Source organism: Streptomyces sp. CMB-StM0423 (assembly GCF_002847285.1).
In the GTDB taxonomy this organism is placed as follows: Bacteria; Actinomycetota; Actinomycetes; order Streptomycetales; family Streptomycetaceae; genus Streptomyces.
The window spans coordinates 1,904,663-1,925,292 of record NZ_CP025407.1; the positions used below are offsets into that span (position 1 = coordinate 1,904,663).

17 protein-coding genes are annotated in these 20,630 nt (G+C 73.0%); 7 read left to right on the forward strand and 10 right to left on the reverse strand.

The features are described from left to right. Positions 1 to 16: 16 nt before the first annotated feature. Together nusA and rimP are read right to left on the reverse strand one after the other, a co-directional pair. Positions 17 to 1,003, reverse strand: a complete 987-nt coding sequence (gene nusA / locus CXR04_RS07920) for a transcription termination factor NusA (RefSeq protein ID WP_101421156.1) — start codon at positions 1,001 to 1,003, stop codon at positions 17 to 19. Positions 1,004 to 1,005: 2 nt separating this feature from the next. Beyond that, positions 1,006 to 1,506: a ribosome maturation factor RimP gene (rimP, locus tag CXR04_RS07925; protein ID WP_101421157.1), complete on the reverse strand. Its 501-nt coding sequence runs from the start codon at positions 1,504 to 1,506 to the stop codon at positions 1,006 to 1,008. A 103-nt stretch (positions 1,507 to 1,609) separates the two neighbouring features. Here rimP and CXR04_RS07930 point away from each other — a divergent pair, with 103 nt between their 5' ends. The 4 genes from CXR04_RS07930 (at position 1,610) to CXR04_RS07945 (ending at position 5,736) form a co-directional block, all read left to right on the forward strand. Continuing rightward, entirely contained in the window at positions 1,610 to 2,164 is a 555-nt protein-coding gene (locus CXR04_RS07930) for a hypothetical protein (protein WP_234380110.1), read from the forward strand. Positions 2,165 to 2,261: 97 nt separating this feature from the next. Further along, the gene (locus tag CXR04_RS07935) at positions 2,262 to 2,738 is read left to right on the forward strand and encodes a ferritin-like domain-containing protein (protein WP_101421159.1); all 477 of its coding nucleotides are present in this window, start codon (positions 2,262 to 2,264) and stop codon (positions 2,736 to 2,738) included. A gap of 41 nt (positions 2,739 to 2,779) precedes the next feature. After that, complete coding sequence (locus tag CXR04_RS07940) at positions 2,780 to 3,700, forward strand: aminoglycoside phosphotransferase family protein (RefSeq protein WP_234380111.1); 921 nt, start codon at positions 2,780 to 2,782, stop codon at positions 3,698 to 3,700. A 92-nt stretch (positions 3,701 to 3,792) separates the two neighbouring features. Beyond that, the gene (locus CXR04_RS07945) at positions 3,793 to 5,736 is read left to right on the forward strand and encodes a penicillin-binding transpeptidase domain-containing protein (RefSeq protein ID WP_101421161.1); all 1,944 of its coding nucleotides are present in this window, start codon (positions 3,793 to 3,795) and stop codon (positions 5,734 to 5,736) included. Positions 5,737 to 5,847: 111 nt separating this feature from the next. Here CXR04_RS07945 and CXR04_RS07950 read toward each other — a convergent pair whose 3' ends face one another. The 7 genes from CXR04_RS07950 to CXR04_RS07980 form a co-directional block, all read right to left on the reverse strand. After that, a complete protein-coding gene (locus CXR04_RS07950; RefSeq protein ID WP_101421162.1) occupies positions 5,848 to 7,563 on the reverse strand; it encodes a proline--tRNA ligase in 1,716 nt (571 codons plus the stop codon). An 81-nt stretch (positions 7,564 to 7,644) separates the two neighbouring features. After that, a complete protein-coding gene (locus CXR04_RS07955; RefSeq protein WP_047018391.1) occupies positions 7,645 to 8,178 on the reverse strand; it encodes a GNAT family N-acetyltransferase in 534 nt (177 codons plus the stop codon). 133 nt (positions 8,179 to 8,311) lie between these two features. Further along, complete coding sequence (locus tag CXR04_RS07960; protein ID WP_101421163.1) at positions 8,312 to 9,157, reverse strand: GNAT family N-acetyltransferase; 846 nt, start codon at positions 9,155 to 9,157, stop codon at positions 8,312 to 8,314. Between the two features lie 62 nt (positions 9,158 to 9,219). Next, positions 9,220 to 10,374 (reverse strand): flavodoxin-dependent (E)-4-hydroxy-3-methylbut-2-enyl-diphosphate synthase, encoded by a 1,155-nt coding sequence (gene ispG / locus CXR04_RS07965; protein WP_101421164.1) that lies wholly within the window; start codon positions 10,372 to 10,374, stop codon positions 9,220 to 9,222. A gap of 264 nt (positions 10,375 to 10,638) precedes the next feature. Then, positions 10,639 to 11,955 carry a M50 family metallopeptidase gene (locus tag CXR04_RS07970; protein ID WP_101421165.1) on the reverse strand — a complete coding sequence of 439 codons (1,317 nt, stop codon included), beginning with the start codon at positions 11,953 to 11,955 and terminating at the stop codon, positions 10,639 to 10,641. Positions 11,956 to 11,985: 30 nt separating this feature from the next. Then, positions 11,986 to 13,245, reverse strand: coding sequence for a 1-deoxy-D-xylulose-5-phosphate reductoisomerase (gene dxr, locus CXR04_RS07975; RefSeq protein ID WP_101421166.1), 1,260 nt, complete (start codon positions 13,243 to 13,245; stop codon positions 11,986 to 11,988). Between the two features lie 17 nt (positions 13,246 to 13,262). After that, positions 13,263 to 14,201: a sulfite exporter TauE/SafE family protein gene (locus tag CXR04_RS07980; RefSeq protein WP_234380112.1), complete on the reverse strand. Its 939-nt coding sequence runs from the start codon at positions 14,199 to 14,201 to the stop codon at positions 13,263 to 13,265. A gap of 144 nt (positions 14,202 to 14,345) precedes the next feature. On the opposite strand from CXR04_RS07980, the gene CXR04_RS07985 reads away from it, so the two are divergent. Next, complete coding sequence (locus CXR04_RS07985; protein WP_101421167.1) at positions 14,346 to 15,137, forward strand: ArsR/SmtB family transcription factor; 792 nt, start codon at positions 14,346 to 14,348, stop codon at positions 15,135 to 15,137. 72 nt (positions 15,138 to 15,209) lie between these two features. On the opposite strand, the gene CXR04_RS07990 is transcribed toward CXR04_RS07985, so the two are convergent. Continuing rightward, positions 15,210 to 17,168: an acyl-CoA dehydrogenase family protein gene (locus tag CXR04_RS07990; protein ID WP_101421168.1), complete on the reverse strand. Its 1,959-nt coding sequence runs from the start codon at positions 17,166 to 17,168 to the stop codon at positions 15,210 to 15,212. A gap of 514 nt (positions 17,169 to 17,682) precedes the next feature. On the opposite strand from CXR04_RS07990, the gene CXR04_RS07995 reads away from it, so the two are divergent. Together CXR04_RS07995 and CXR04_RS08000 are read left to right on the forward strand one after the other, a co-directional pair. Next, on the forward strand, positions 17,683 to 19,131 hold the full coding sequence (locus tag CXR04_RS07995; protein WP_101421169.1) for an aldehyde dehydrogenase family protein: 1,449 nt from the start codon (positions 17,683 to 17,685) through the stop codon (positions 19,129 to 19,131). Positions 19,132 to 19,306: 175 nt separating this feature from the next. Further along, positions 19,307 to 20,617, forward strand: a complete 1,311-nt coding sequence (locus CXR04_RS08000; RefSeq protein WP_101421170.1) for a phospholipase D-like domain-containing protein — start codon at positions 19,307 to 19,309, stop codon at positions 20,615 to 20,617. Positions 20,618 to 20,630 lie beyond the last annotated feature (13 nt).

Consider the following 20,630-nt stretch of genomic DNA (forward strand, 5'->3'; position numbering starts at 1 on the left):
GTACCGGACCCCGGCGTCAGTCCGCCGGCTGCTCGGTGTCGGGGCGGATGTCGATGCGCCAGCCCGTCAGCCTGGCCGCCAGGCGGGCGTTCTGGCCCTCCTTGCCGATCGCCAGCGAGAGCTGGTAGTCCGGCACCGTCACCCGCGCCGAGCGGGCCGCCAGGTCCACGATGTCGACCTTGGTCACCCGCGCCGGCGACAGCGCGTTGGCGACCAGCTCGCCCGGCTCGTCCGACCAGTCGACGATGTCGATCTTCTCGCCGCCCAGCTCCGCCATCACGTTGCGCACCCGGCCGCCCATCGGCCCGATACAGGCGCCCTTCGGGTTCAGCCCGGAGCGCGTGGACCGTACCGCGATCTTCGTGCGGTGCCCGGCCTCGCGGGCGATGGCCGCGATCTCCACCGAGCCGTCGGCGATCTCCGGCACCTCCAGCGCGAAGAGCTTCTTCACCAGGTTCGGATGTGTGCGCGACAGGGTCACGGACGGGCCGCGTACGCCCTTGGTCACCCGCACCACGTACGTGCGCAGCCGGGTGCCGTGCTTGTACTCCTCGCCCGGCACCTGCTCCTGCACCGGCAGGATGGCCTCCAGCCGGCCGATGTCGACCAGCACGTTGTTCGGGTCCTTGCCCTGTTGCACGACGCCCGTGACGATGTCACCCTCGCGGCCCGCGTACTCACCGAAGGTGATTTCCTCCTCGGCGTCCCGCAGCCGCTGCAGGATGACCTGCTTCGCGGTGGTGGCGGCGATCCGGCCGAAACCCGACGGGGTGTCGTCGAACTCGCGCGCCTCCCCGCCCTCCGGCACGTCGTCCGGGTCCTCCTTGGCCCACACCGTGACGTGCCCGGTCTCCCGGTTCAGCTCCACGCGGGCCTGCTGGCGGCTGCCCTCGGTGCGGTGGTACGCGATGAGGAGGGCCGACTCGATGGCCTCGACCAGCAGGTCGAAGGAGATCTCCTTCTCCCGCACCAAGCCGCGCAGCGCGCTCATGTCGATGTCCACTGCTACGAACCCTCCTCGTCCTTCGTCACCTTGCGGTTGAACTCGATCTCGACCCGGGCCGTGGCGATCTCGCCGAACTCCAGTCGCCGGGCACCGGGCTTACGACCCTTCACCCCCGGCACCTCCAGGTCCAGTCCCGCGTCGTCCACCGCGGTGATCCGTCCCACGACCTCGCCGCCCTCCCGTAGCTGCACCTTGACCAAACGGTCCGCGGCACGACGGTAGTGGCGCGGCAGGGTCAGCGGGCGGTCCGTACCGGGAGAGGTGACTTCCAGGACGTACGGGCGGTCGCCCATGGCGTCGGAGGCGTCCAGCTCCTCGGCGATGCGCCGGCTCAAGTCGGCGCAGGTGTCGAGGCCCACGCCGTCGTCGGCGTCGACCACGACCCGCAGGACACGCCGCCTGCCCGCCTGGGTGAGCGCGATCTCCTCCAGATCGAGGTCGCGTTCCTTGACGAGCGGCTCCAGCAGATCCCGCAGCCTCTCGTTCTGGGTGGTGCTCATCCGGGTGACTCCTCGGCCGCGTGTGCTGTTGTGTGACGTCACGTGTCCGGTCAAAGCGTATCCGCTCCACGACCTGTGCGTTGCCCACCGGTACGCTCGGCTCGTGCGGATCAAGGGACTCCCGGCGAGAAGGACCGTGCTGGCCGGTGCCGCCCTGCTGGCGGCGACAGGCACCACCACGAGTTGTTCCGGAGACGGCGGCGGCGACGGGGATCCCGACCCCGCGCGCACCGAACGGCTCCGGCGCCGCGCCGCGGACGAATCGCGCTTACTCCTGCGGCGCTACGACGCGACGACGGCGGCCCACCCCCGCCTGGCCGACGCGCTCGGCCCGCTGCGCGCGGAGGTGGCCCAGCACGTGGCCGCCCTGGCCCGCGGCCTGCCCGCGGACACCCGCGCCGCGTCCCCGGAACGGGGGGCGGAAGGGCCCGGCGACCGCGCGGACGCCGCTCCCCCGCCGCCCGCGAAGAAGCGCGGCGGCGAGCCGGTGCCCGCGGAACCGGCGCAGGCCGTCGCCGAGTTGGCAACCGCGGAGAAACGCACCGCCGACGCCCACACCGCCGCCCTGACCGCGGCCCCGGGGGAGTTCGCGGGCCTGCTGGCCTCGGTCGCTGCGGCGGGCGCGGCCCACGTCTACCTCCTCGGGGCGATGGCGTGAGTGCTACGGGGCCCGCCCTCCGGCGCCGCGGCGGGCGCCGTACCCAGCGCGGCGGCCGGGCGGCGGGCCGCCCCCGTCCCGTACCCCAGGAGGCACCGTGAGCGAACCGTCCGACGAGGCCCGCGCCGCGGCGCAGCGCGCACTGGCCGCCGAGCACGCCGCCGTCTACGGCTACGGCGTCGTCGGCGCCCGCGCCGGCGGCCTGGCCGACCAGGCACGCGCCGGCTACGACGCCCACCGCGCCCGCCGCGACGCCCTCAGCCGCGTCGTCAGCGACCTCGGCGACCGGCCGCAGCCCGCCGCCGCCGCGTACGCGCTGCCGTTCGAGGTGCCGGACGAGGCCGCCGCCGTACGGCTGGCGACCGAGCTGGAGGACCGGATCGCGGGCAGCTACGCCGACCTCGTCCGCGCCGCGGAGGGCGAGCTGCGCCGCGACGCGGCGGCCGCACTGCGCGAGGCGGCGGTCCGGGCGGCACGCTGGCGCGGCGGGAGCGTAGCCTTCCCTGGGCTGGCCGAACGCACGCCCGACACCGCACCCGCGGGCCGGCAGGAGGGCGCCGGCCGCGAGGACTGACCCGCCCGCCCGGCCCGACCCAGCAAGAGGACACCGCCCGCATGGCATCTGCACCGCAGTACAGGGCCGAGCCGCCGGAGCGCCTGGTGCGCCACGTCTCCGCCCACGGCGACCCGGGCCGCGCCTGGCTCGCGGGGCTGTCCGGGCTGGTGGAGGGGCTCCTGCGGCGCTGGGAGCTGGTCCCGGAGCGGGTGCACGCGCCGGGCGGCAGGACCAGCGTCCTCGTCCTCGTACGGCAGGAGGACGGCACTCCGGCGGCGCTCAAGGTCGCGTACGAGCCGGAGCGGATCGCGGCCGAGCAGCGCGCGCTGGAACACTGGAACGGCGTCGGCGCCGTGCGGCTGCTGCGCGCGGAGGCCGCCTCGGGGGCACTGCTGCTGGAACGGCTCCAGGCGGACGTCAGCCTCCGTTCGCTGGCGGAGGCGAAGGCGCAGTTGGAGGCGGCGGCGACACTGCAGCGGCTGTGGACCGTGCCGCCCCCGGACCACCCGCTGCCGACCGTGGCCGAGCACACCGGGCGGCTCGCGGACCGGCTGCGCGCGCTGCGCACCGAGCCGTACGCGGAGCTGGTCGACGCGGCGCTGGACCGGCGCGAGGCGCTGCTCGGCGACCGGGCGGCGGCGGGGCCCGACGTGCTGCTGCACGGGGACTACCACCAGGGGCACGTGCTGGCCGCCGAGCGGATGCCGTGGCTCGCGGTGGGGCCGCGGCCGCTGGTGGGCGAGCGGGCGTACGACCTGGCCTGGCCGGCGCGGGACCGCGTCGACACCCTGGTGGCCGCGCCGGGCGCGGCTGCGGCGACCCGGCGGCGGCTGACGAAGCTGGCGGACGCGCTGGACGTCGACCGCGACCGGCTGCGGGGCTGGACGCTGTTCCGCTGCGTCGCGACGGGCGTGACGGCCCTGGCCCGCGGCGACCGCAACGGCGGCGAACTGCACCTGGAGTACGCGGGCTGGCTCTGACCGCCCCGGGCCGCCGGCGGTGGCCGACAGCCGTCCGCGGACGGCCTGTTGGCGTCCTCTGGGCGGCGGGGGCGACGCCCTAGGATGCCCGCATGGATCTGGCCCCGCCCTCACGCACACGGTCCCAGTGGGCCCTGGTCGCCGGGGCTGTCGTGGTCGCGGCCGGGGTGCTGGCCGGGAGCATCGCGTACGTGATGGGCGGTGACGACGACGCCGCCGCCGACGCGCAGGAGGAGGTGCGGGCGTACGTGGCCGCCTGGGCGCGCGGCGACAGCGAGGGGGCCGCGAGCCACACCGACCGGCCCCGGGCCGCCGCCGACCTGCTGGACTCCGTACACCGCGGGCTGGACCCGAAGGACGTGCTCGTCTCCCTCGACGACGCCGAGAAGGGCGGCGACGGCACGTACACCGTGCCGTTCTCCGTCCGGCTCCGGCTGCCGGACTTCGGCACCTGGGAGTACGAGACCCGCGCGGTGGCCCTGCCCCCGTCTCACGGCAAGGGCGACGACGGGGGGACCGGCGGCAACGGGGCGGGCAGTGGCTGGCAGGTGCGCTGGGAGCCCCGGCTCGTGCACCCCGCGCTGCGCCGCCACCAGACCCTCGTCACCACCACCCGGCGCGCCGAGCGCGCCCCGATACTCGCCGCCGACGGCTCAGAACTGGCCGGTGACGCCAGGGTGTGGGCCGTCTCCATCTGGCCCGCGAAGCTGTCGGACCCCGGCCGCGCGTACGCGGCCCTCGCCGACCCCGCGCTCGGCGCGGACCTCGACGTCCCGCGGCTGAAGAAGCACGTGGCCGCCGCGGACCCCGACGAGTCGGTGCCGGTGGTCACGCTGCGGGACGAGGTCTACCGGCAGCAGCGCGACCGGCTGCTGGCCGTTCCCGGGCTGCAGTTCGTCGACTCCCGGCGACCCGTCGCGCACCTGGCCCGCTCCCTGGTCGGCGCCGTCGCGCCGGACTCCGGCAGGGGCGCCTCGGCGCTGCAGGCCCGCTACGACAAGCGGCTGTACGCGGCGCCCGGCGCCGAGGTGGTGATCGCCGACCGGGCGACGGGCGCCCCGGTGCGCACCCTGGCCCGCAAGAAGCCGGGCGCGGGCAAGCCGGTGCGTACGACGATCGACCCGGGTGTGCAGCAGGCCGCGGAGGAGGCGGTCGGCGGGCTCGGCAAGAGCGCCTCGATCGTCGCGATCGACCCCGGTACGGGCCGGGTGCTGGCCGTCGCGGACAGCCCTGACGCCGGCGAGAGCCACGCGCTGACCGGCCGCTTCCCGCCCGGCTCCACCTTCAAGACGGTCACCGCCGCGGCGCTTCTGGAGGGCGGTCTTGCCGCCGGGGACCGGGTGGCCTGCCCGGCGGCGGCGAACGTGGCGGGGCAACGCTTCGAGAACCAGGACGAGTTCGGCCTGCCGCCGGGCGCCACCTTCGCGGAGGCGTTCGCGCAGTCCTGCAACACCGCCTTCGTCGGCCTGCGCGACGAGTTGGACGAGCGGACCCTGACGCGCACCGCCCGCGCCTTCGGCATCGGCGGCACCTGGCAGGTGGGCGCGGCCACCTTCGACGGCAGCGTGCCGGCGGCCGAGAGTGAGAACGACAAGGCGGCGGCGATGATCGGGCAGGGCCGGGTGGAGGCGAGCCCACTGGTGATGGCGTCGGTGGCGGCGACGGTGAAGGACGGCCGGTTCCGCCAGCCGGTGCTGGTGCCGGACGCGGTGGACGAGCCGTACCGGGCGCCGGAGATGCTCGACACGCGCACCTATGAGCAGTTGCGCTCGCTGATGCGCGGCGTCGTCACCGACGGCTCGGGCTCGGCGCTCGCGGGGCTCCCGGGCCGGCCGCACGCCAAGACGGGCACCGCCGAGTTCGGCACCCAGAGCCCTCCGCGCACCCACGCCTGGATGACCGGCTATCTGGAGGGCGCCGACCTCGCGTTCAGCGTGCTCATCGAGGACGGCGGCTCCGGCGGCAAGGACGCGGGCCCGGTCGCCGCCGACTTCCTCCGCGCGGCGGCGCCCGGAAAGGGCGACTCCGGCCGGTAACGCCGCTGCCCGGCCCGGTACCACCCCGAAGGCGACAGTCACCGCCGCCCGTCAGCTCTGCCGGCGCCGCCCGTCGGCTCCGCCGGCTCTCCGCGGCCGGCGCCGCGGCGCTCAGCCCGCCGCCGTCAGCCGTGCCAGCGCCTCGTCCACCGGCAGTTCCTCGCGCTCGCCGGTGCGGCGGTCCTTCAGCTCCACCACGCCGTCGCCCGCGCGCCGCCCGGCGACCAGGATCTGCGGCACTCCGATCAGCTCGGCGTCGGTGAACTTCACGCCGGGCGACACCGACGCCCGGTCGTCCACCAGCACCCGCACGCCCGCCGCGCCCAGCTTCTCCGCCAGCTCCAGCGCCAGCTCCGTCTGCTTGGCCTTGCCCGCCGCGACGATGTGCACGTCCGCCGGGGCCACCTCGCGCGGCCAGCACAGCCCCAGCTCGTCGTGCGTCTGCTCGGCGAGCGCGGCGACGGCCCGGGAGACCCCGATCCCGTACGAACCCATGGTCACCCGCACCGGCTTGCCGTTCTGGCCGAGGACGTCCAGCTCGAAGGCGTCGGCGTACTTGCGGCCGAGCTGGAAGATGTGGCCGATCTCGATGGCCCGGTCCAGCTCGATGCCCGCGCCGCAGCGCGGGCAGGGGTCGCCGGGCTCGACGACGACCACGTCGAGGTACTGGTCGACCTCGAAGTCGCGGCCGCACACCACGTGGCGCGCGTGCGAGTCGGGCTTGTTGGCGCCGGTCACCCACGAGGTGCCCGGGGCGATCCGGGGGTCGGCCAGGTAGCGGAACGCCTTGCCTGCCATGCCCTGCGGGCCGACGTACCCCCGGACCAGGTCGGGGCGGCCGGCGAAGTCCTCGGCGGTGACGACCTCGACCTCGGCCGGGGCCAGGTGCTCGGCGAGCTTGCCCAGGTCCACCTCGCGGTCGCCGGGAACGCCGACCGCGGTGATCTCGCCGTCGACCTTCACCAGCAGGTTCTTCAGCGTCGCGGACGCGGGGATGCCCAGGTGCGCCGCGAGGGTCTCGATCGTCGGGGTGTCGGGGGTGTCCAGCTCCTCGACCGGCGGGTGCCCCTCGACCGGGGAGGGCGCCACCGTCGTCGTCAGCGCCTCGGTGTTCGCGGCGAATCCGCAGGAGGGGCACTGCACATAGGTGTCCTCGCCGGCGGCGGCCGGGGCCAGGAACTCCTCGCTGGCCGAGCCGCCCATGGCGCCGGAGACGGCGGAGACGATCCGGAAGTCGAAGCCGAGCCGCTCGAAGATCCGCTGGTACGCCTCGCGGTGCAGCCCGTAGGCGGCGGCCAGGCCCTCGTCTGAGGTGTCGAAGGAGTACGAGTCCTTCATGTGGAACTCGCGGCCGCGCAGCACGCCGGAGCGGGGCCGCGCCTCGTCCCGGTACTTGATCTGGATCTGGTAGAGGATCACGGGCATGTCCTTGTAGGACGAGCACTGATCCTTGACGACCTGGGCGAACAGCTCCTCGTGCGTGGGACCCAGCACGTAGTCGACGCCCTTGCGGTCCTTGAGGGAGAAGAGCAGGTCGCCGTACTCCTCGGCGCGGCCCGTCGTCTCGTACAGCTCGCGGGGCAGCAGGGCCGGCAGCAGCACCTCCTGGCCGCCGATCGCGTCCATCTCCTCGCGGACGACCCGCGCCACGTTCTCCAGGACCCGCTTGCCGAGCGGCAGCCACGTCCACACCCCGGCGGACGAGCGGCGGACATAGCCCGCGCGGACGAGCAGCTTGTGGCTCGCGGTCTCGGCGTCGGCGGGGTCGTCGCGCAGCGTCTTGAGCATCATCCGGGACATGCGCTGAACGTGGCTGTGCTGGCTCATGCCCCGGACTCTAGCGCCGGACGCGGGCCCGCCGGAAATTCGTCCGCCGAAGCTGTGGACAACTCGCCGGTTGTGGACAACTCAGCGCAGCAGCGGCAGCTCCGCGCCCATCACCACGTACGGGCTGGGGGCGCCGGGGAAGACCACGCGGCGGGCGAGGTCGCGGTAGCCGAGCTGCCGGTACAGGTGGCGTGCGGGGCTCTCGACGTCGATCGCCGAGAGCAGGCTCCTGGGCTCCGCGGCGGAGTCGGTGATCCGCGTGATCAGCTCGCGGCCGATGCCCCGCTGCTGGAACGCGGGGTGCACGTGGAGTTCGGTGATGACGAAGGCGTCGTCGAGCCAGCGGTCCTCGCCGGCAGCGCGCAGATAGGGCTGGACGACCGTGGACCACCAGTACACGCGGTTGTTCGGCATGCCGTAGACGAACCCGGCGAGCCGCCCGGTGGCGGTGGTGGCGCCCAGCGCGCGGGCGCCCGTGTTGGTCAGGTGCCGCAGCACGACATGGCGGCGGACGGCGATCTCGTCGTCGGTGAGCCCGAAGGCGACGGCCTGTACGGCAAGCGCGTCGTCCACGCGGGCGGCGAGGTCGAGAGGGCCGACGACGACGTCATCCATGGCTGCGCACCCTACCCTGCACCCGCGGCCCGCCGGCCCACCCCCTGGCCACGCCCCGCCGCGAGGCCGGAACGCCGCGGAGACGACGCCCGTACGCGGCCCGCACCCGCCCGCGCCGCCGCGGACCCGGCTCTCAGAACAGCACGCTCATGAACGCCCCGACCTCGCGGAAGCCCACCCGGCGATACGCCGCGCGCGCCACCGTGTTGAAGTCGTTCACGTACAGGCTGACCACCGGCGCCACCTCGCGCAGCGCGTACCGCAGGACCGCCGCGAGGCCGATCTCCGACAGCCCGCGCCCGCGGTGCTCCGGCGCCACCCACACGCCCTGGATCTGGCATGCGTGCGCCGTCGCCGCGCCGATCTCCGCCTTGAAGACGACCTCGCCGTCCTCCACGCGCGCGAAGGACCGGCCGCCGCCCACCAGTTCCGCGACCCGGGCCTGGTACAGCAGCCCGCCGTCGCCGGCGAGCGGCGAGATGCCGACCTCCTCGGTGAACATGGCCACGCACGCCGGCATGATCAGGTCCATCTCGTCCTTGCGGATGCGGCGGACCAGCGGGTCCGGCTCGACCTCCGCGGGCATCGAGGTGGTGACCATCAGCGGCTGGCGCGTCCGCACCTCGCGCGCGGGCCCCCAGGCGGGCTCCAGCAGGGACCACAACTCGGCGGTGGGCTCGGCCGGGCCGACGATCGACGAGCAGCGCCGCCCGGCGCGCCGGGCGCGCTCGGCGAAGCCGCGTACCGCCTCGGGGGTGGCGCAGACGGGCACGAGGTTGGCGCCGGCGTAGCAGAGGGACTCCAGCCGCCCGCCCGCGTACCAGCCCCACAGTTCACCGCCGAGCCGCCAGGGGTCGAGCCCCGCGACGGCGACGCGGGAGGCGACGAACGCGTTGGCGACCGGTTCCCGGTCGAGCACGGCGCGGGCGGCGTCGAGCTCCGCGGGCTCCAGCAGCCGGGTGGTGGTGGTCGTCAACACAGCGGCACTGTACCTGTGCGCGCGTCTGCCCGCTTCCTGCGGGTACGCGCCGTGCCCGGCGGTCAGCCGACGGTGACCTCCGGCTCGCCGGCGGCGGCGCCGTCGGCCTCCATCCGGTCGGCGATCTTCATCGCCTCCTCGATCAGCGTCTCGACGATCTTCGACTCGGGGACGGTCTTGATGACCTCTCCCTTGACGAAGATCTGGCCCTTGCCGTTGCCGGAGGCGACGCCGAGGTCGGCCTCGCGGGCCTCGCCCGGGCCGTTGACGACGCAGCCCATGACGGCGACGCGCAGCGGCACCTCCATGCCGTCCAGACCGGCGGTGACCTCGTCGGCGAGCTTGTAGACGTCGACCTGGGCGCGGCCGCAGGAGGGGCAGGAGACGATCTCGAGACGACGCTCGCGCAGCCCGAGGGACTCCAGGATCTGGATGCCGACCTTGACCTCCTCCACCGGTGGGGCGGAGAGGGAGACGCGGATCGTGTCGCCGATGCCCTCGCCGAGCAGCGAACCGAAGGCGACGGCGGACTTGATGGTGCCCTGGAAGGCGGGTCCGGCCTCGGTGACGCCGAGGTGCAGCGGGTAGTCGCACTGGGCGGCGAGCTGCCGGTAGGCGTTGACCATGACGACCGGGTCGTTGTGCTTCACCGAGATCTTGATGTCCGTGAAGCCGTGCTCCTCGAACAGCGAGCACTCCCACAGCGCGGACTCGACCAGCGCCTCCGGGGTGGCCTTGCCGTACTTCGCGAGCAGCCGCCGGTCGAGCGAGCCGGCGTTCACCCCGATACGGATCGGGGTGCCGGCGGCGGAGGCCGCCTGGGCGATCTGCTTGACCTGGTCGTCGAACTTCTTGATGTTGCCCGGGTTCACCCGGACCGCGGCGCAGCCGGCGTCGATCGCGGCGTAGACGTACTTCGGCTGGAAGTGGATGTCCGCGATGACGGGGATCTGCGACTTCCTGGCGATCACGGGCAGCGCGTCGGCGTCGTCCTGCGTGGGGCAGGCCACCCGGACGATCTGGCAGCCGGAGGCGGTCAGCTCGGCGATCTGCTGGAGGGTGGCGCCGATGTCGGAGGTGCGGGTGGTGGTCATCGACTGGACGGAGACCGGTGCCTCGCCGCCGACGGCGACGGACCCGACCTGCAGCGTACGACTCGCCCTGCGCTCGGCCATCTTCAGCGGAACGGACGGCATTCCCAGCGAAACGGCAGTCATCTGGCGGCAACCCCTGTTGTACGGATCATGGCCCCCGCCGATGAGGGCCCGGCTACCGAGATTACGGCACCCGGGCGCCGGGCCCCGCCCGGTGCCGGGGTGGTCACCGGAAGTGTCGATAAACCGGCACCGTACGTTTACCGCACGGTGCGCAGGGCCTGCGACCTGGGCGCACCGTGCGGACCGGTGCAGGCGGCGGCACATGGCGGACAGGCGGCGGGCGGGCGCGTACGACGTGGTCCGCGCCCCGCTCCGCCGCCCGGGTCAGCCCGTGAGCTTCACCGGGTTCACCACGTCCGCCACCAGGACGAGCAGGGTGAAGCAGATGAACACCCCGGCGACCACGTACGCCACCGGCATCAGCTTGGCGACGTCGAAGGGCCCCGGGTCGGGTCGCCGGAAGACCCGCGCGAACGCGCGCCGCACCGACTCCCACAGCGCCCCCGCGATGTGCCCGCCGTCCAGCGGCAGCAGCGGCAGCATGTTGAACAGGAACAGCGACAGATTGAAGCCCGCCACCAGCAGCAGCATCGACGCCACCCGCTGCTCCGGCGGGATGTCGAGGTTCAGCACCTCGCCGCCGACCCGGGCCGCGCCGACGACGCCGACCGGCGAGTCCTCCTTGCGCTCCTCGCCCTGGAACGCCGCGTTCCACAGGTCGGGGACCTTCGACGGCAGCGCGATCAGCGCGTCGAAGCCGTTGACCACCATGTCGCCCATGCGGTCCACGGACTGGCCGAAGTCCTGCTTGACCACGCCGGTGGCGGGGGTGAAGCCGAGGAAGCCGGCCTTCACGTACTCGCCGTCGACGTAGCCGCCGTCGCCGTCGCTCTTGCTGACCGTGTTCTCGGTGAGCGTGGGGTGCAGGTCGACGCGCTTGCCGTCGCGCTCGACGGTGACGGTGGCCGGGCCGATGGTCTCGCGGATACTGCTCTGCAGGGTCTCCCAGTCGCCGACCGGGCGGCCGTTGAACGCCACGATCTCGTCGCCGCGCTCCAGCCCGGCCTTCTTCGCGGGCGCGGCGGGGTCGGCGTCGTTGCACTTGCGGTCCGGGTTCTCGGCGACCGACTCGGCCTTGATCACGCAGTCCGAGACCGAGCCGACGGTCGTGGTCTGGGTCGCGATGCCGAATGTCATCATCACGCCGACGAACACCACGACGGCCAGCACCAGGTTCATGAACGGCCCGGCGAACATCACGACGACCCGCTTCCACGGGGCCCGCGTGTAGAACAGCCGCTTCTCGTCGCCGGGCTCCAACTCCTCGTACGCCGCCTGCCTGGCGTCCTCGATCATCCCGCGGAACGGCGAGGTGGAGCGCTGCTGCACCCGCCCGTCCTCGCCGGGCGGGAACATCCCGATCATGCGGATGTAGCCGCCGAGCGGGATCCACTTGATGCCGTACTCCGTGTCCCCCTTCTTCCGGGAGAACATCGTGGGGCCGAAGCCGACCATGTACTGCGGGACGCGGATGCCGAACATCTTGGCCGTGCTGAGGTGGCCGAACTCGTGCCAGGCGATGGAGACGAGGAGCCCGAAGGCGAAGACGACGATGCCGAGAATCGTCATGAGTGTCGTCATGGGCGCACCTTCGTCATCAGTTGTCGATCGTCACTTGTCGTGCTGGTCGGCAGGCAGCCCGGCCAGCTCCCTGGCCCGGGCGCGCGCCCAGGTCTCGGCTTCGAGGACGTCCGCGACCGTCAGCCGGGTTCCCGGATCGTCCGTGCCGTGTTCCGCGACGACCTGGCTGACCGTGTCCATGATGCCAAGGAACGGGAGCTTGCCGGTGAGGAAGCCGTCGACACACTCCTCGTTCGCCGCGTTGAAGACCGCCGGGGCGGTGCCGCCGAGGGCGCCGACGTGGCAGGCCAGCGGCACGGAGGGGAACGCCTTCTCGTCGAGCGGGAAGAACTCCCAGGTGCCGGCGGCCGACCAGTCGAAGGCGGGCGCGGCCTCCGGCACCCGGTCGGGCCAGCCGAGCGCCAGCGCGATCGGCATCCGCATGTCGGGCGGGCTGGCCTGGGCCAGGGTGGAGCCGTCGGTGAACTCGACCATGGAGTGCACGTAGGACTGCGGGTGGACGACGACCTCGATGCGGTCGAAGGGGACGTCGTAGAGCAGGTGCGCCTCGATGACCTCCAGGCCCTTGTTGACCAGGGTGGAGGAGTTGATGGTGACGACCGGGCCCATGTCCCAGGTGGGGTGCGCGAGGGCCTGCTCCGGGGTGACCTCCGTCAGCTCCTCGCGGGTCCGGCCGCGGAACGGGCCGCCGGAGGCGGTGACGAGCAGCTTGCGCACCTCGCCGCGGGTGCCGCCGAGCAGGGCCTGGTAGAGGGCGGAGTGCTCGGAGTCCACGGGCACGATCTGGCCGTGCCGGGCCACGTCCTTGACCAGCGGACCGCCGACGATCAGGGACTCCTTGTTGGCCAGCGCCAGCATCCGCCCCGCCTTGAGGGCGGCGAGGGTGGGCGCGAGGCCGATGGAGCCGGTGATGCCGTTGAGCACGGTGTGGCACTCGTCGGCGGCGACCTCGGTGGCGGCGTCAGGACCCGCCAGCACCTCGGGCAGCGGCTCCCCGGCCCCGTACCGCGCGGCCAGCGCCTCGCGCAGCTCGCCGGCCTTGTCGGCGCGGGCGACCGCGACGCGGCGTACCCGCAGCTTGTGCGCCTGCTCGGCCAGCAGCTCCACCCGGCCGCCCGCCGCGGACAGGGCGGTGACCCGGAACCGGTCGGGGTTGCGCAGCACGATGTCGATGGCCTGGGTGCCGATGGATCCGGTCGAGCCGAGGATGACGATCTCGCGGGGGCCGTCGTCTGCGGGCGCGGGACGCAGGTGCGGATCGGCGAGCGGAGCAGCAGAGGTCTCGGTCATCGCCCCATTGTGTCGGCTCACACTTGGCGCCGAGCAGATGCCCTATCGATGCCGTCCGCCGTTGGCTCGCCCGTCGCTTCGCCGTCCACTGCCGGGGCGCCGCGGCGGGGGCGGCTGCTGATCACGGCGTACGCGGCGAGCACGACGCAGGCCGGGACGATGACGGTCTCCGGCACGTGCACCAGGGACAGCCCGGTGGCGAGCAGGATGATCGCCAGCACCCAGCGCAGCACGGCGCCGGGGGCGCGGGTGGAGAGCACGGCGCCGACCAGCACGCCGGGAATGGCGCCGAGGAGGAGCACGGCCGCGAGCCCCAGGCTGGCGTCGCCGACGAGGAAGTGGCCGACCGCGGCGGCGGCCACGATGGGGATGGCCTGGACGAGGTCGGTGCCGACGAGGTGGTTGGCCTTGAGCCGGGGGTGCACCAGCATCAGCATCACGATGATCAGCGAGCCGGAGCCGACCGAGGTCATGCCGACGACGAGGCCGCCGACGAGCCCTATGACCAGCGTGGGCACGGGACGTACCGGCACGTGCGCGTCCTCGGTCTCCTCGCCCTGCGCGGCGCGCCGCCGGTCCAGCCACATCCGGGCGAGCATGCCGGTGACGGCGAGCAGCAGCGCCGCGCCGATGACGATCTTCACCCGGCTCTGCAGGTCCTCGCCCTCGCCGAGGAACTGGAGCAGGAAGGCGCCGCAGAACGCGGCCGGGACCCCGGTGGGCAGCAGCCAGCGCACCACGTCCCAGCGGACGGTGCCCGCCTTCTGGTGCACGGCGGCGCCGAAGGGCTTCATGAAGACCGAGGTGGCGAGGTCGCTGCCGATGGCCTGGGTGGGGTTGACACCGAAGACCGTCACCATGATGGGGGTCATGAGGGCGCCGCCGCCCATGCCTGTGAGGCCGACCATGCAGCCCACGAGGGCGCCGGCCACGACCATCGACCACGAAAAGTCCATAGACATGGATACTAGGGATTTCCTATCGGGATGCTAGGGATAGCTTTCTCCGATTTTCACCGACGACCGTGAGCTGCGCCACTCGACAGCCCCGCCTTGACAGGCAACCATTTGGTTGCCAATCTGCCAGCCGAGGTGGTGACCATGGACGACGTCTTCCGGGCGCTCGCCGACGGCAGCCGCAGAGAGCTGCTCGACCGCCTCAACGAGCGGAACGGCCAGACCCTGCGGGAGTTGTGCACGGGACTGGAGATGAGCAGGCAGGCGGTGAGCAAGCACCTGGCGGTGCTGGAGGCCGCCGGCCTGGTCACCGCCGTGCGGCACGGCCGGGAGAAGCTGCACTACCTCAACCCCGTGCCGATCCACGAGGTGGCCGACCGCTGGATCGGCCGGTACGAGCGCGGGCGCCTGACGGCGCTGTCCGCGCTCAAGCAAGCGTTGGAAGGAAATCCCTTGAAGAAGCCCGCGTTCGTCTACACGATCTACATCGAGACCACGGCCGAGAAGCTCTACGAGGCGCTGACGACGCCGGAGTTCCTCAAGCAGTACCACGGCGGCTGGGCGCCCCGCTCCGACTGGCAGGCGGGCTCGACCGTCTACTGGCCGCTGGAGGAGAAGGGCGAGCCCCTGGACCTGGGCCAGCGCGTCCTGGTGGCCGAGCCCGGCAAGCGGCTGGTGTACACGTGGCACACGCTGCAGCCGATGCACCAGGAGATGCTGGGCATGTCGGACGCGGAGTTCGCCGAAGCGAGCAAGGAGCGGTCGCAGGTCGCCTTCGACATCGGGCCGGCCGAGATCCCGAAGCTGGGCGTGAAGCTGATCATCACCCACGACCACTTCGACAGCGCGGAGAGCAGGATGCTGGAGAGCGTCAGCGGCGGCTGGGTCATGCTCGCCTCGCAGCTCAAGTCGATCCTGGAGCGGCAGCCGGCCTGACCGCGGCGCGCGGACGGCCCGCACCGCCGTCCGCGCGACCGCCGTCCGCCGCCCGCCGTCCGCCGTCCGCCGCTAGGTGATCGGCCGGTGCAGGTTCGGCCTCTTCGCCGGGCCCGGCTCGGCCTCGGCGATCCACGGCCCGTCGCCCGACGGGTCGACGATGCCCTCCTCCAGCCAGGTGTACGCGTCGTCCAGCACCTGCCTGACCACCCTTCCGTCCAGGTCGTCGGTGTTCGTCCACAGCCGGCCGAACAGCTCCTCGACCCGGATGCGGGCCTGCCGGCAGAAGGCGTCGGCCAGCTCGTACGCCTCCTTGCCGTGCCCGCCCCGGCCGGGAGCGGCGCGCAGCATCTCGGCCCGTACGCACGCGGCGCTCATCGCGAACAGCTCCGCGCCGATGTCCACCACCCGGCCGAGGAAGCCCTGCTTGGTCTCCATCCGCCCCTGCCAGCGGGACATGCCGTAGAACGTGGAGCGCGCCAGCCGGCGGGCGCCGCGCTCCACGAAGCGCAGGTGGGTGGAGAGGTCGCGGTGCCCGGGCGGGTGGAACTCGCCGTACGTCCGCGGCACCTGCCCCTTGCCCGCGACCAGCTTCGGCAGCCAGCGGGCGTAGAAGCCGCCGGCCCGCGCGCCCGCGCGCGCCTTCTCGGAGAGGTTCTTCTGCGGGTCGATGAGATCCCCGGCGACCTTCAGGTGGGCGTCCACCGCCTCGCGGGCGATGAGCAGGTGCATGATCTCGGTCGAGCCCTCGAAGATCCGGTTGATCCGCAGGTCCCGGACGATCTGCTCGGCCGGGATCGCCTTCTCGCCGCGGGCGGCCAGCGACTCGGCGGTCTCGTAGCCGCGGCCGCCGCGGATCTGGATCAGCTCGTCGGCCATGAGGCTGGCCATCTCCGAGCCGTAGAGCTTGGCGAGGGCGGCCTCGATACGGATGTCGTTGCGGTTCTCGTCGGCCATCTGGGACGACAGGTCGAGCACCGCCTCCAGCGCGAACGTCGTCGCCGCGATGAAGGAGATCTTCGAGCCGACGGCCTCGTGCTTGGCGACCGGCCGGCCCCACTGCTCGCGGGCGCCGCCCCAGCCGCGGGCGATCTTCAGGCACCACTTGCCGGCGCCGACGCACAGGGCGGGCAGCGAGAGCCGCCCGGTGTTGAGCGTGGTCAGCGCGATCTTCAGGCCCGCGCCCTCGGGGCCGATGCGGTTGGCGGCGGGGACCCGCACCTGGTGGAAGCGGGTGACGCCGTTTTCGATGCCCCGCAGGCCCATGAACTGGTTGCGGTTCTCCACCGTGACGCCCTCGGAGGCGGCCTCGACGACGAACGCCGTGATGCCGCCCCGGTGCCCTTCGGACTTGGGTACCCGCGCCATGACCACGAGGAGGTCGGCGACGACGCCGTTGGTGGTCCAGAGCTTGACCCCGTCGAGCAGGTAGCCGGCGTCGGGCCCGTCCCCGTCGGGGACGGCGGTGGTCGCCAGCCGGGCCGGGTCAGAGCCGACGTCGGGCTCGGTGAGCAGGAAGGCGGAGATGTCGGTACGGGCGCACCGGGGCAGGAACTCCTCCTTCTGCTCCTCGGTGCCGAAGATCTTCAGCGGCTGCGGCACGCCGATCGACTGGTGCGCCGAGAGCAGCGCGCCGACGGCGGGGCTCGCGGTGCCGACGAGGGCGAGGGACTTGTTGTAGTAGACCTGCGTGAGGCCGAGACCGCCGTACTTCCGGTCGATCTTCATGCCGAAGGCGCCGATCTCCTTCAGCCCGCGCACGGTCTCGTCGGGGATCTGCGCGTCGCGCTCGATCACGGCCCCGTCGATGCTCGTCTCGCAGAAGTCGCGCAGCCGGGAGAGGAACTCCTCGCCGCGCGCCACGTCCTCGGCGGCGGGCTCGGGGTGGGGGTGGATGAGGTCGAGGCGGAAGCGGCCGAGGAACAGCTCCTTGGCGAAGCTGGGTTTGCGCCAGTCCTGCTCCCGAGCGGCCTCGGCGACCTCCCTGGCTTCCTTCTCGGAGACGGACGGCCGTGTGGATGGTGCGGTCATGAGGAGACTCACCTCACCGCTGAGTAGGGGTTACCAGCCAGTGCTACTTGTGCGTATGTACCCGATTCGGCCGGGCGGCACCACCCCGCGCGCGCCAATCGGGTGCCCCGCACCCCGCCGCACGCCCCCACGCCCCCGTCCCAGACCTCTCCGCGGATCTCCCCCGGGCCTCTCACCGGCCTCTCCGCGGCCCTCCCCCGCCCTCTCCCCGCACGCCCGCCCAAGGGTAGGCTGCCCCACCGACAAGATCACCCGGGCGGCGGCCGGGCCCGGCGCACGCCCCCGCGTCCCGCGCCTGTACGGCCCCCGACCCCGTACCCTCGGCCTCGGCGACCCGTGCGGGCACCGGCGGGCCGCGGGACCGCACCCCCGGCGCCGCACCCCCGCGCCGCCCCACCCTTCCGTCGCGTAGCGCCGCACCCGCGGAGTGCTACGCGCCGGACAACGCACCCTGCCCCGCCGACCGCCTACGGTGGGCAGCAGAGGTACTTGCACTCTCCGGAGGGACTCTGCCGTGACTTCCACACAAGCGTTCTGGCTCGCCGGCCGGCAGGCGACCGGCGAGGACACCCTAGACGTCACCTCGCCCTGGGACGGCCGCAAGGTCGGCACGGTGAGCATTCCCACCGACGCCCAGATCGAGGAGGCCGTCGCCGCCGCGCACGCGGCGAAGGACGAGCTGGCCGCCACCCCCGCGCACGTGCGCGCCGCGGCGCTCGACCATGTGACCAAGCAGATCGCCGCGCGCGCCGAGGAGATCGCGCGGCTGATCTCCGCCGAGAACGGCAAGCCGCTGAAGTGGGCCCGCGGCGAGGTCGGCCGCGCCGTGTCCACGTTCCGCTTCGCCACCGAGGAGGCCCGCAGGTGGGGCAGCGGCGACGGCCAGCGGCTCGACACCGACCCGGGCGGGGCCGGCCGGCTGGCCTTCACCCGGCGCTTCCCGTACGGCCCGGTCCTCGGCATCGCGCCGTTCAACTTCCCGCTGAACCTGTGCGCCCACAAGGTCGCCCCGGCCCTGGCCGTCGGCGCCCCGATCATCCTCAAGCCCGCCCCCGCCACCCCGCTGTCCGGGCTGCTGATCGGCGAGCTGCTGGCGGAGACCGACCTGCCGGCCGGTAGCTGGAGCGTGCTGCCGGTGCCGAACGACCGGATGCCCGCCCTCACCCAGGACGAGCGGCTGCCGATCATCTCCTTCACCGGCTCGGACAAGGTCGGCTACGACATCCTCAACTCCGTCCCGGGCAAGCGCGTCACCCTGGAGCTGGGCGGCAACGGCGCCGCCGTCGTCCTGGGCGACTACTCCTCGGAGGCCGACCTCGACCACGCCGCGCAGCGGATCGGCACGTTCGCCAACTACCAGGCGGGCCAGTCGTGCATCTCCGTCCAGCGCGTGATCGCCGACGCCTCGGTCTACGACCGCCTGGTGCCCAAGGTCGTCGCGGCCGTCGAGGCGCAGGTGACCGGTGACCCGGCGGACGAGGGTACCGATGTCGGCCCGATGGTCAGCGAGGCCGCGGCCCAGCGGCTGGAGTCGTGGGTCGACGAGGCCGTCGGTGCCGGTGCCCGGCTGCTGACGGGCGGCAAGCGGGACGGTGCGTCGTACGCGCCCACGGTGCTGACGGACGTGCCGGGCGGCGTGCGGATCTCCCACGAGGAGGCGTTCGGCCCGGTCGTGACGGTGCAGCGGGCGGACGACGAGGATGCCGCGTTCGCGGCGGTCAACAACTCGAAGTACGGGCTCCAGGCGGGCGTGTTCACGCACGACGTGCAGAGCGCCTTCCGGGCGCAGCGGAAGCTGGAGGTCGGCGGCGTGATCGTCGGCGACGTCCCGTCGTACCGCGCGGACCAGATGCCGTACGGGGGCGTGAAGCGCTCCGGCGTGGGGCGCGAGGGCGTGCGGTACGCGATGGAGGACTACACGTACGAGAAGGTCATGGTCTTCACGGGGCTCGACGCGCTCTGACGACGGCCGCACCGGCGCACGGGACCCCCGGGATCATCCCGGGGGTCCTCGCATGTCCGCCCGCCCCGGAAGACGGCCGTGAATCGCCCGTGGCAGGCCCCTGACAACCCAGCCCCCGCCCTCTAGGGTGCTCGGCGACCCGCCGATTCCCAGGCACCCAGGGGGGATTCACCACATGAGACGCATACGCGCCTGGCGGCCCGCGGGCGTGGCCGCCGTCCTGCTCTCGCTCACCGCGACGCTCGTCTCCGGCGCCACCGCCGCCGAGCCGCAGGCGCGGGAACCCGCCGCACCCGCCGCCGCGGCACCGGCCGCCGCCGCCGCGAAGCCCGTCATCAACGGCCCCGTCTTCAACGACCCGCTCGGCTCGGCCGCCCAGCGCGGAGCCGTCTTCACCCAGCTCATCGCGCTCATCGACGCCACCCCCGCCGGCCAGACCATCCGCGGCTCGATGTTCGAGCTGGAGGACGCGGCCGTCGCCGACGCCCTCATAGCCGCCCGGCGCCGCGGCGTGGCAGTCAGGCTGATCGTCGACGACAACACCCGCGACAAGGGCAGCGCCGCCTGGACCTCGCTCCGCGGCGCGCTGGGCACGGACGACACGAAGGCGTCGTGGATCGTCGTCTGCGACGACCGGTTCGAGGACCCGGGCAAGGACAACGTGCAGCGCGGCTGCCTCCCGGTCCCGCCGCCGGGGCCCGCGTACAACCACAACAAGTTCTTCGTCTTCACCCGGGTCGGCCCCTTCGACGACGGGACCTCCTACGACAAGGTCGTCTTCCAGTCGTCCTCCAACCTCAACGACTGGTACAAGAACGAGTCGTACAACGACGCCGTGACCTTCGCCGACGCCACCGTCCACGACGGCTACGCGAAGTTCCACGAGGACCAGCGCCGGCTGCGCCACTCGGCGGCCGGCGACAGCACGTACTACTGGTCCACGCCCACCGGCTCCCCTTACCGCGCGTTCTTCTTCCCCCGCGGCGACGCGAACTACGGCAACCCGGCCACCGACACCGTCGTCAACGCCCTCGACGGGGTGGCGTGCGCGTACACCGGCACGGACGGCAAGCGGCACCAGACCGACATCCGCGTCGCCATGTTCCAGTTCCTCGGCTCCCGCAAGCAGGTGGCCCAGAAGCTGGCGCAGAAGCGCGCGCAGGGCTGCTGGGTCGACGTCGTCTACAGCGAGGGCGACTCGACGGTCGAGGGCATCCTCGACGCGGCGGGCATCCAGCGCCAGTTCTGCAACTTTCCCAACGGCCCGGGTATCGACGTGCGGACGCACACGAAGTTCTGGCTGCTGGACGGCGACTACAACGGCAGCATCACACCGCGCGTCTACACGGGCAGCCACAACTGGACCGGATCCGGGCTCCGTTCCGCGGACGAGGCGATGGTACGGATCACGAGCGCGGACCATCACGCGAAGTACCTGTCGTACTTCTACAAGATCCGCGACACCTGCAAGGCCCGTACGCCGTGACTCCCCCGCCGCT

Excerpts from the sequence above, each read along its gene's own strand:
- rimP (WP_101421157.1), bottom strand. The coding sequence starts at position 1,506 with ATGAGCACCACCCAGAACGAGAGGCTGCGGGATCTGCTGGAGCCGCTC.
- CXR04_RS07940 (WP_234380111.1), top strand. The coding sequence starts at position 2,780 with ATGGCATCTGCACCGCAGTACAGGGCCGAGCCGCCGGAGCGCCTGGTG.
- CXR04_RS07945 (WP_101421161.1), top strand. The coding sequence starts at position 3,793 with ATGGATCTGGCCCCGCCCTCACGCACACGGTCCCAGTGGGCCCTGGTC.
- CXR04_RS07950 (WP_101421162.1), bottom strand. The coding sequence starts at position 7,563 with ATGAGCCAGCACAGCCACGTTCAGCGCATGTCCCGGATGATGCTCAAG.
- CXR04_RS07955 (WP_047018391.1), bottom strand. The coding sequence starts at position 8,178 with ATGGATGACGTCGTCGTCGGCCCTCTCGACCTCGCCGCCCGCGTGGAC.
- ispG (WP_101421164.1), bottom strand. The coding sequence starts at position 10,374 with ATGACTGCCGTTTCGCTGGGAATGCCGTCCGTTCCGCTGAAGATGGCC.
- CXR04_RS07970 (WP_101421165.1), bottom strand. The coding sequence starts at position 11,955 with ATGACGACACTCATGACGATTCTCGGCATCGTCGTCTTCGCCTTCGGG.
- dxr (WP_101421166.1), bottom strand. The coding sequence starts at position 13,245 with ATGACCGAGACCTCTGCTGCTCCGCTCGCCGATCCGCACCTGCGTCCC.
- CXR04_RS07980 (WP_234380112.1), bottom strand. The coding sequence starts at position 14,201 with ATGGACTTTTCGTGGTCGATGGTCGTGGCCGGCGCCCTCGTGGGCTGC.
- CXR04_RS07985 (WP_101421167.1), top strand. The coding sequence starts at position 14,346 with ATGGACGACGTCTTCCGGGCGCTCGCCGACGGCAGCCGCAGAGAGCTG.
- CXR04_RS07990 (WP_101421168.1), bottom strand. The coding sequence starts at position 17,168 with ATGACCGCACCATCCACACGGCCGTCCGTCTCCGAGAAGGAAGCCAGG.
- CXR04_RS08000 (WP_101421170.1), top strand. The coding sequence starts at position 19,307 with ATGAGACGCATACGCGCCTGGCGGCCCGCGGGCGTGGCCGCCGTCCTG.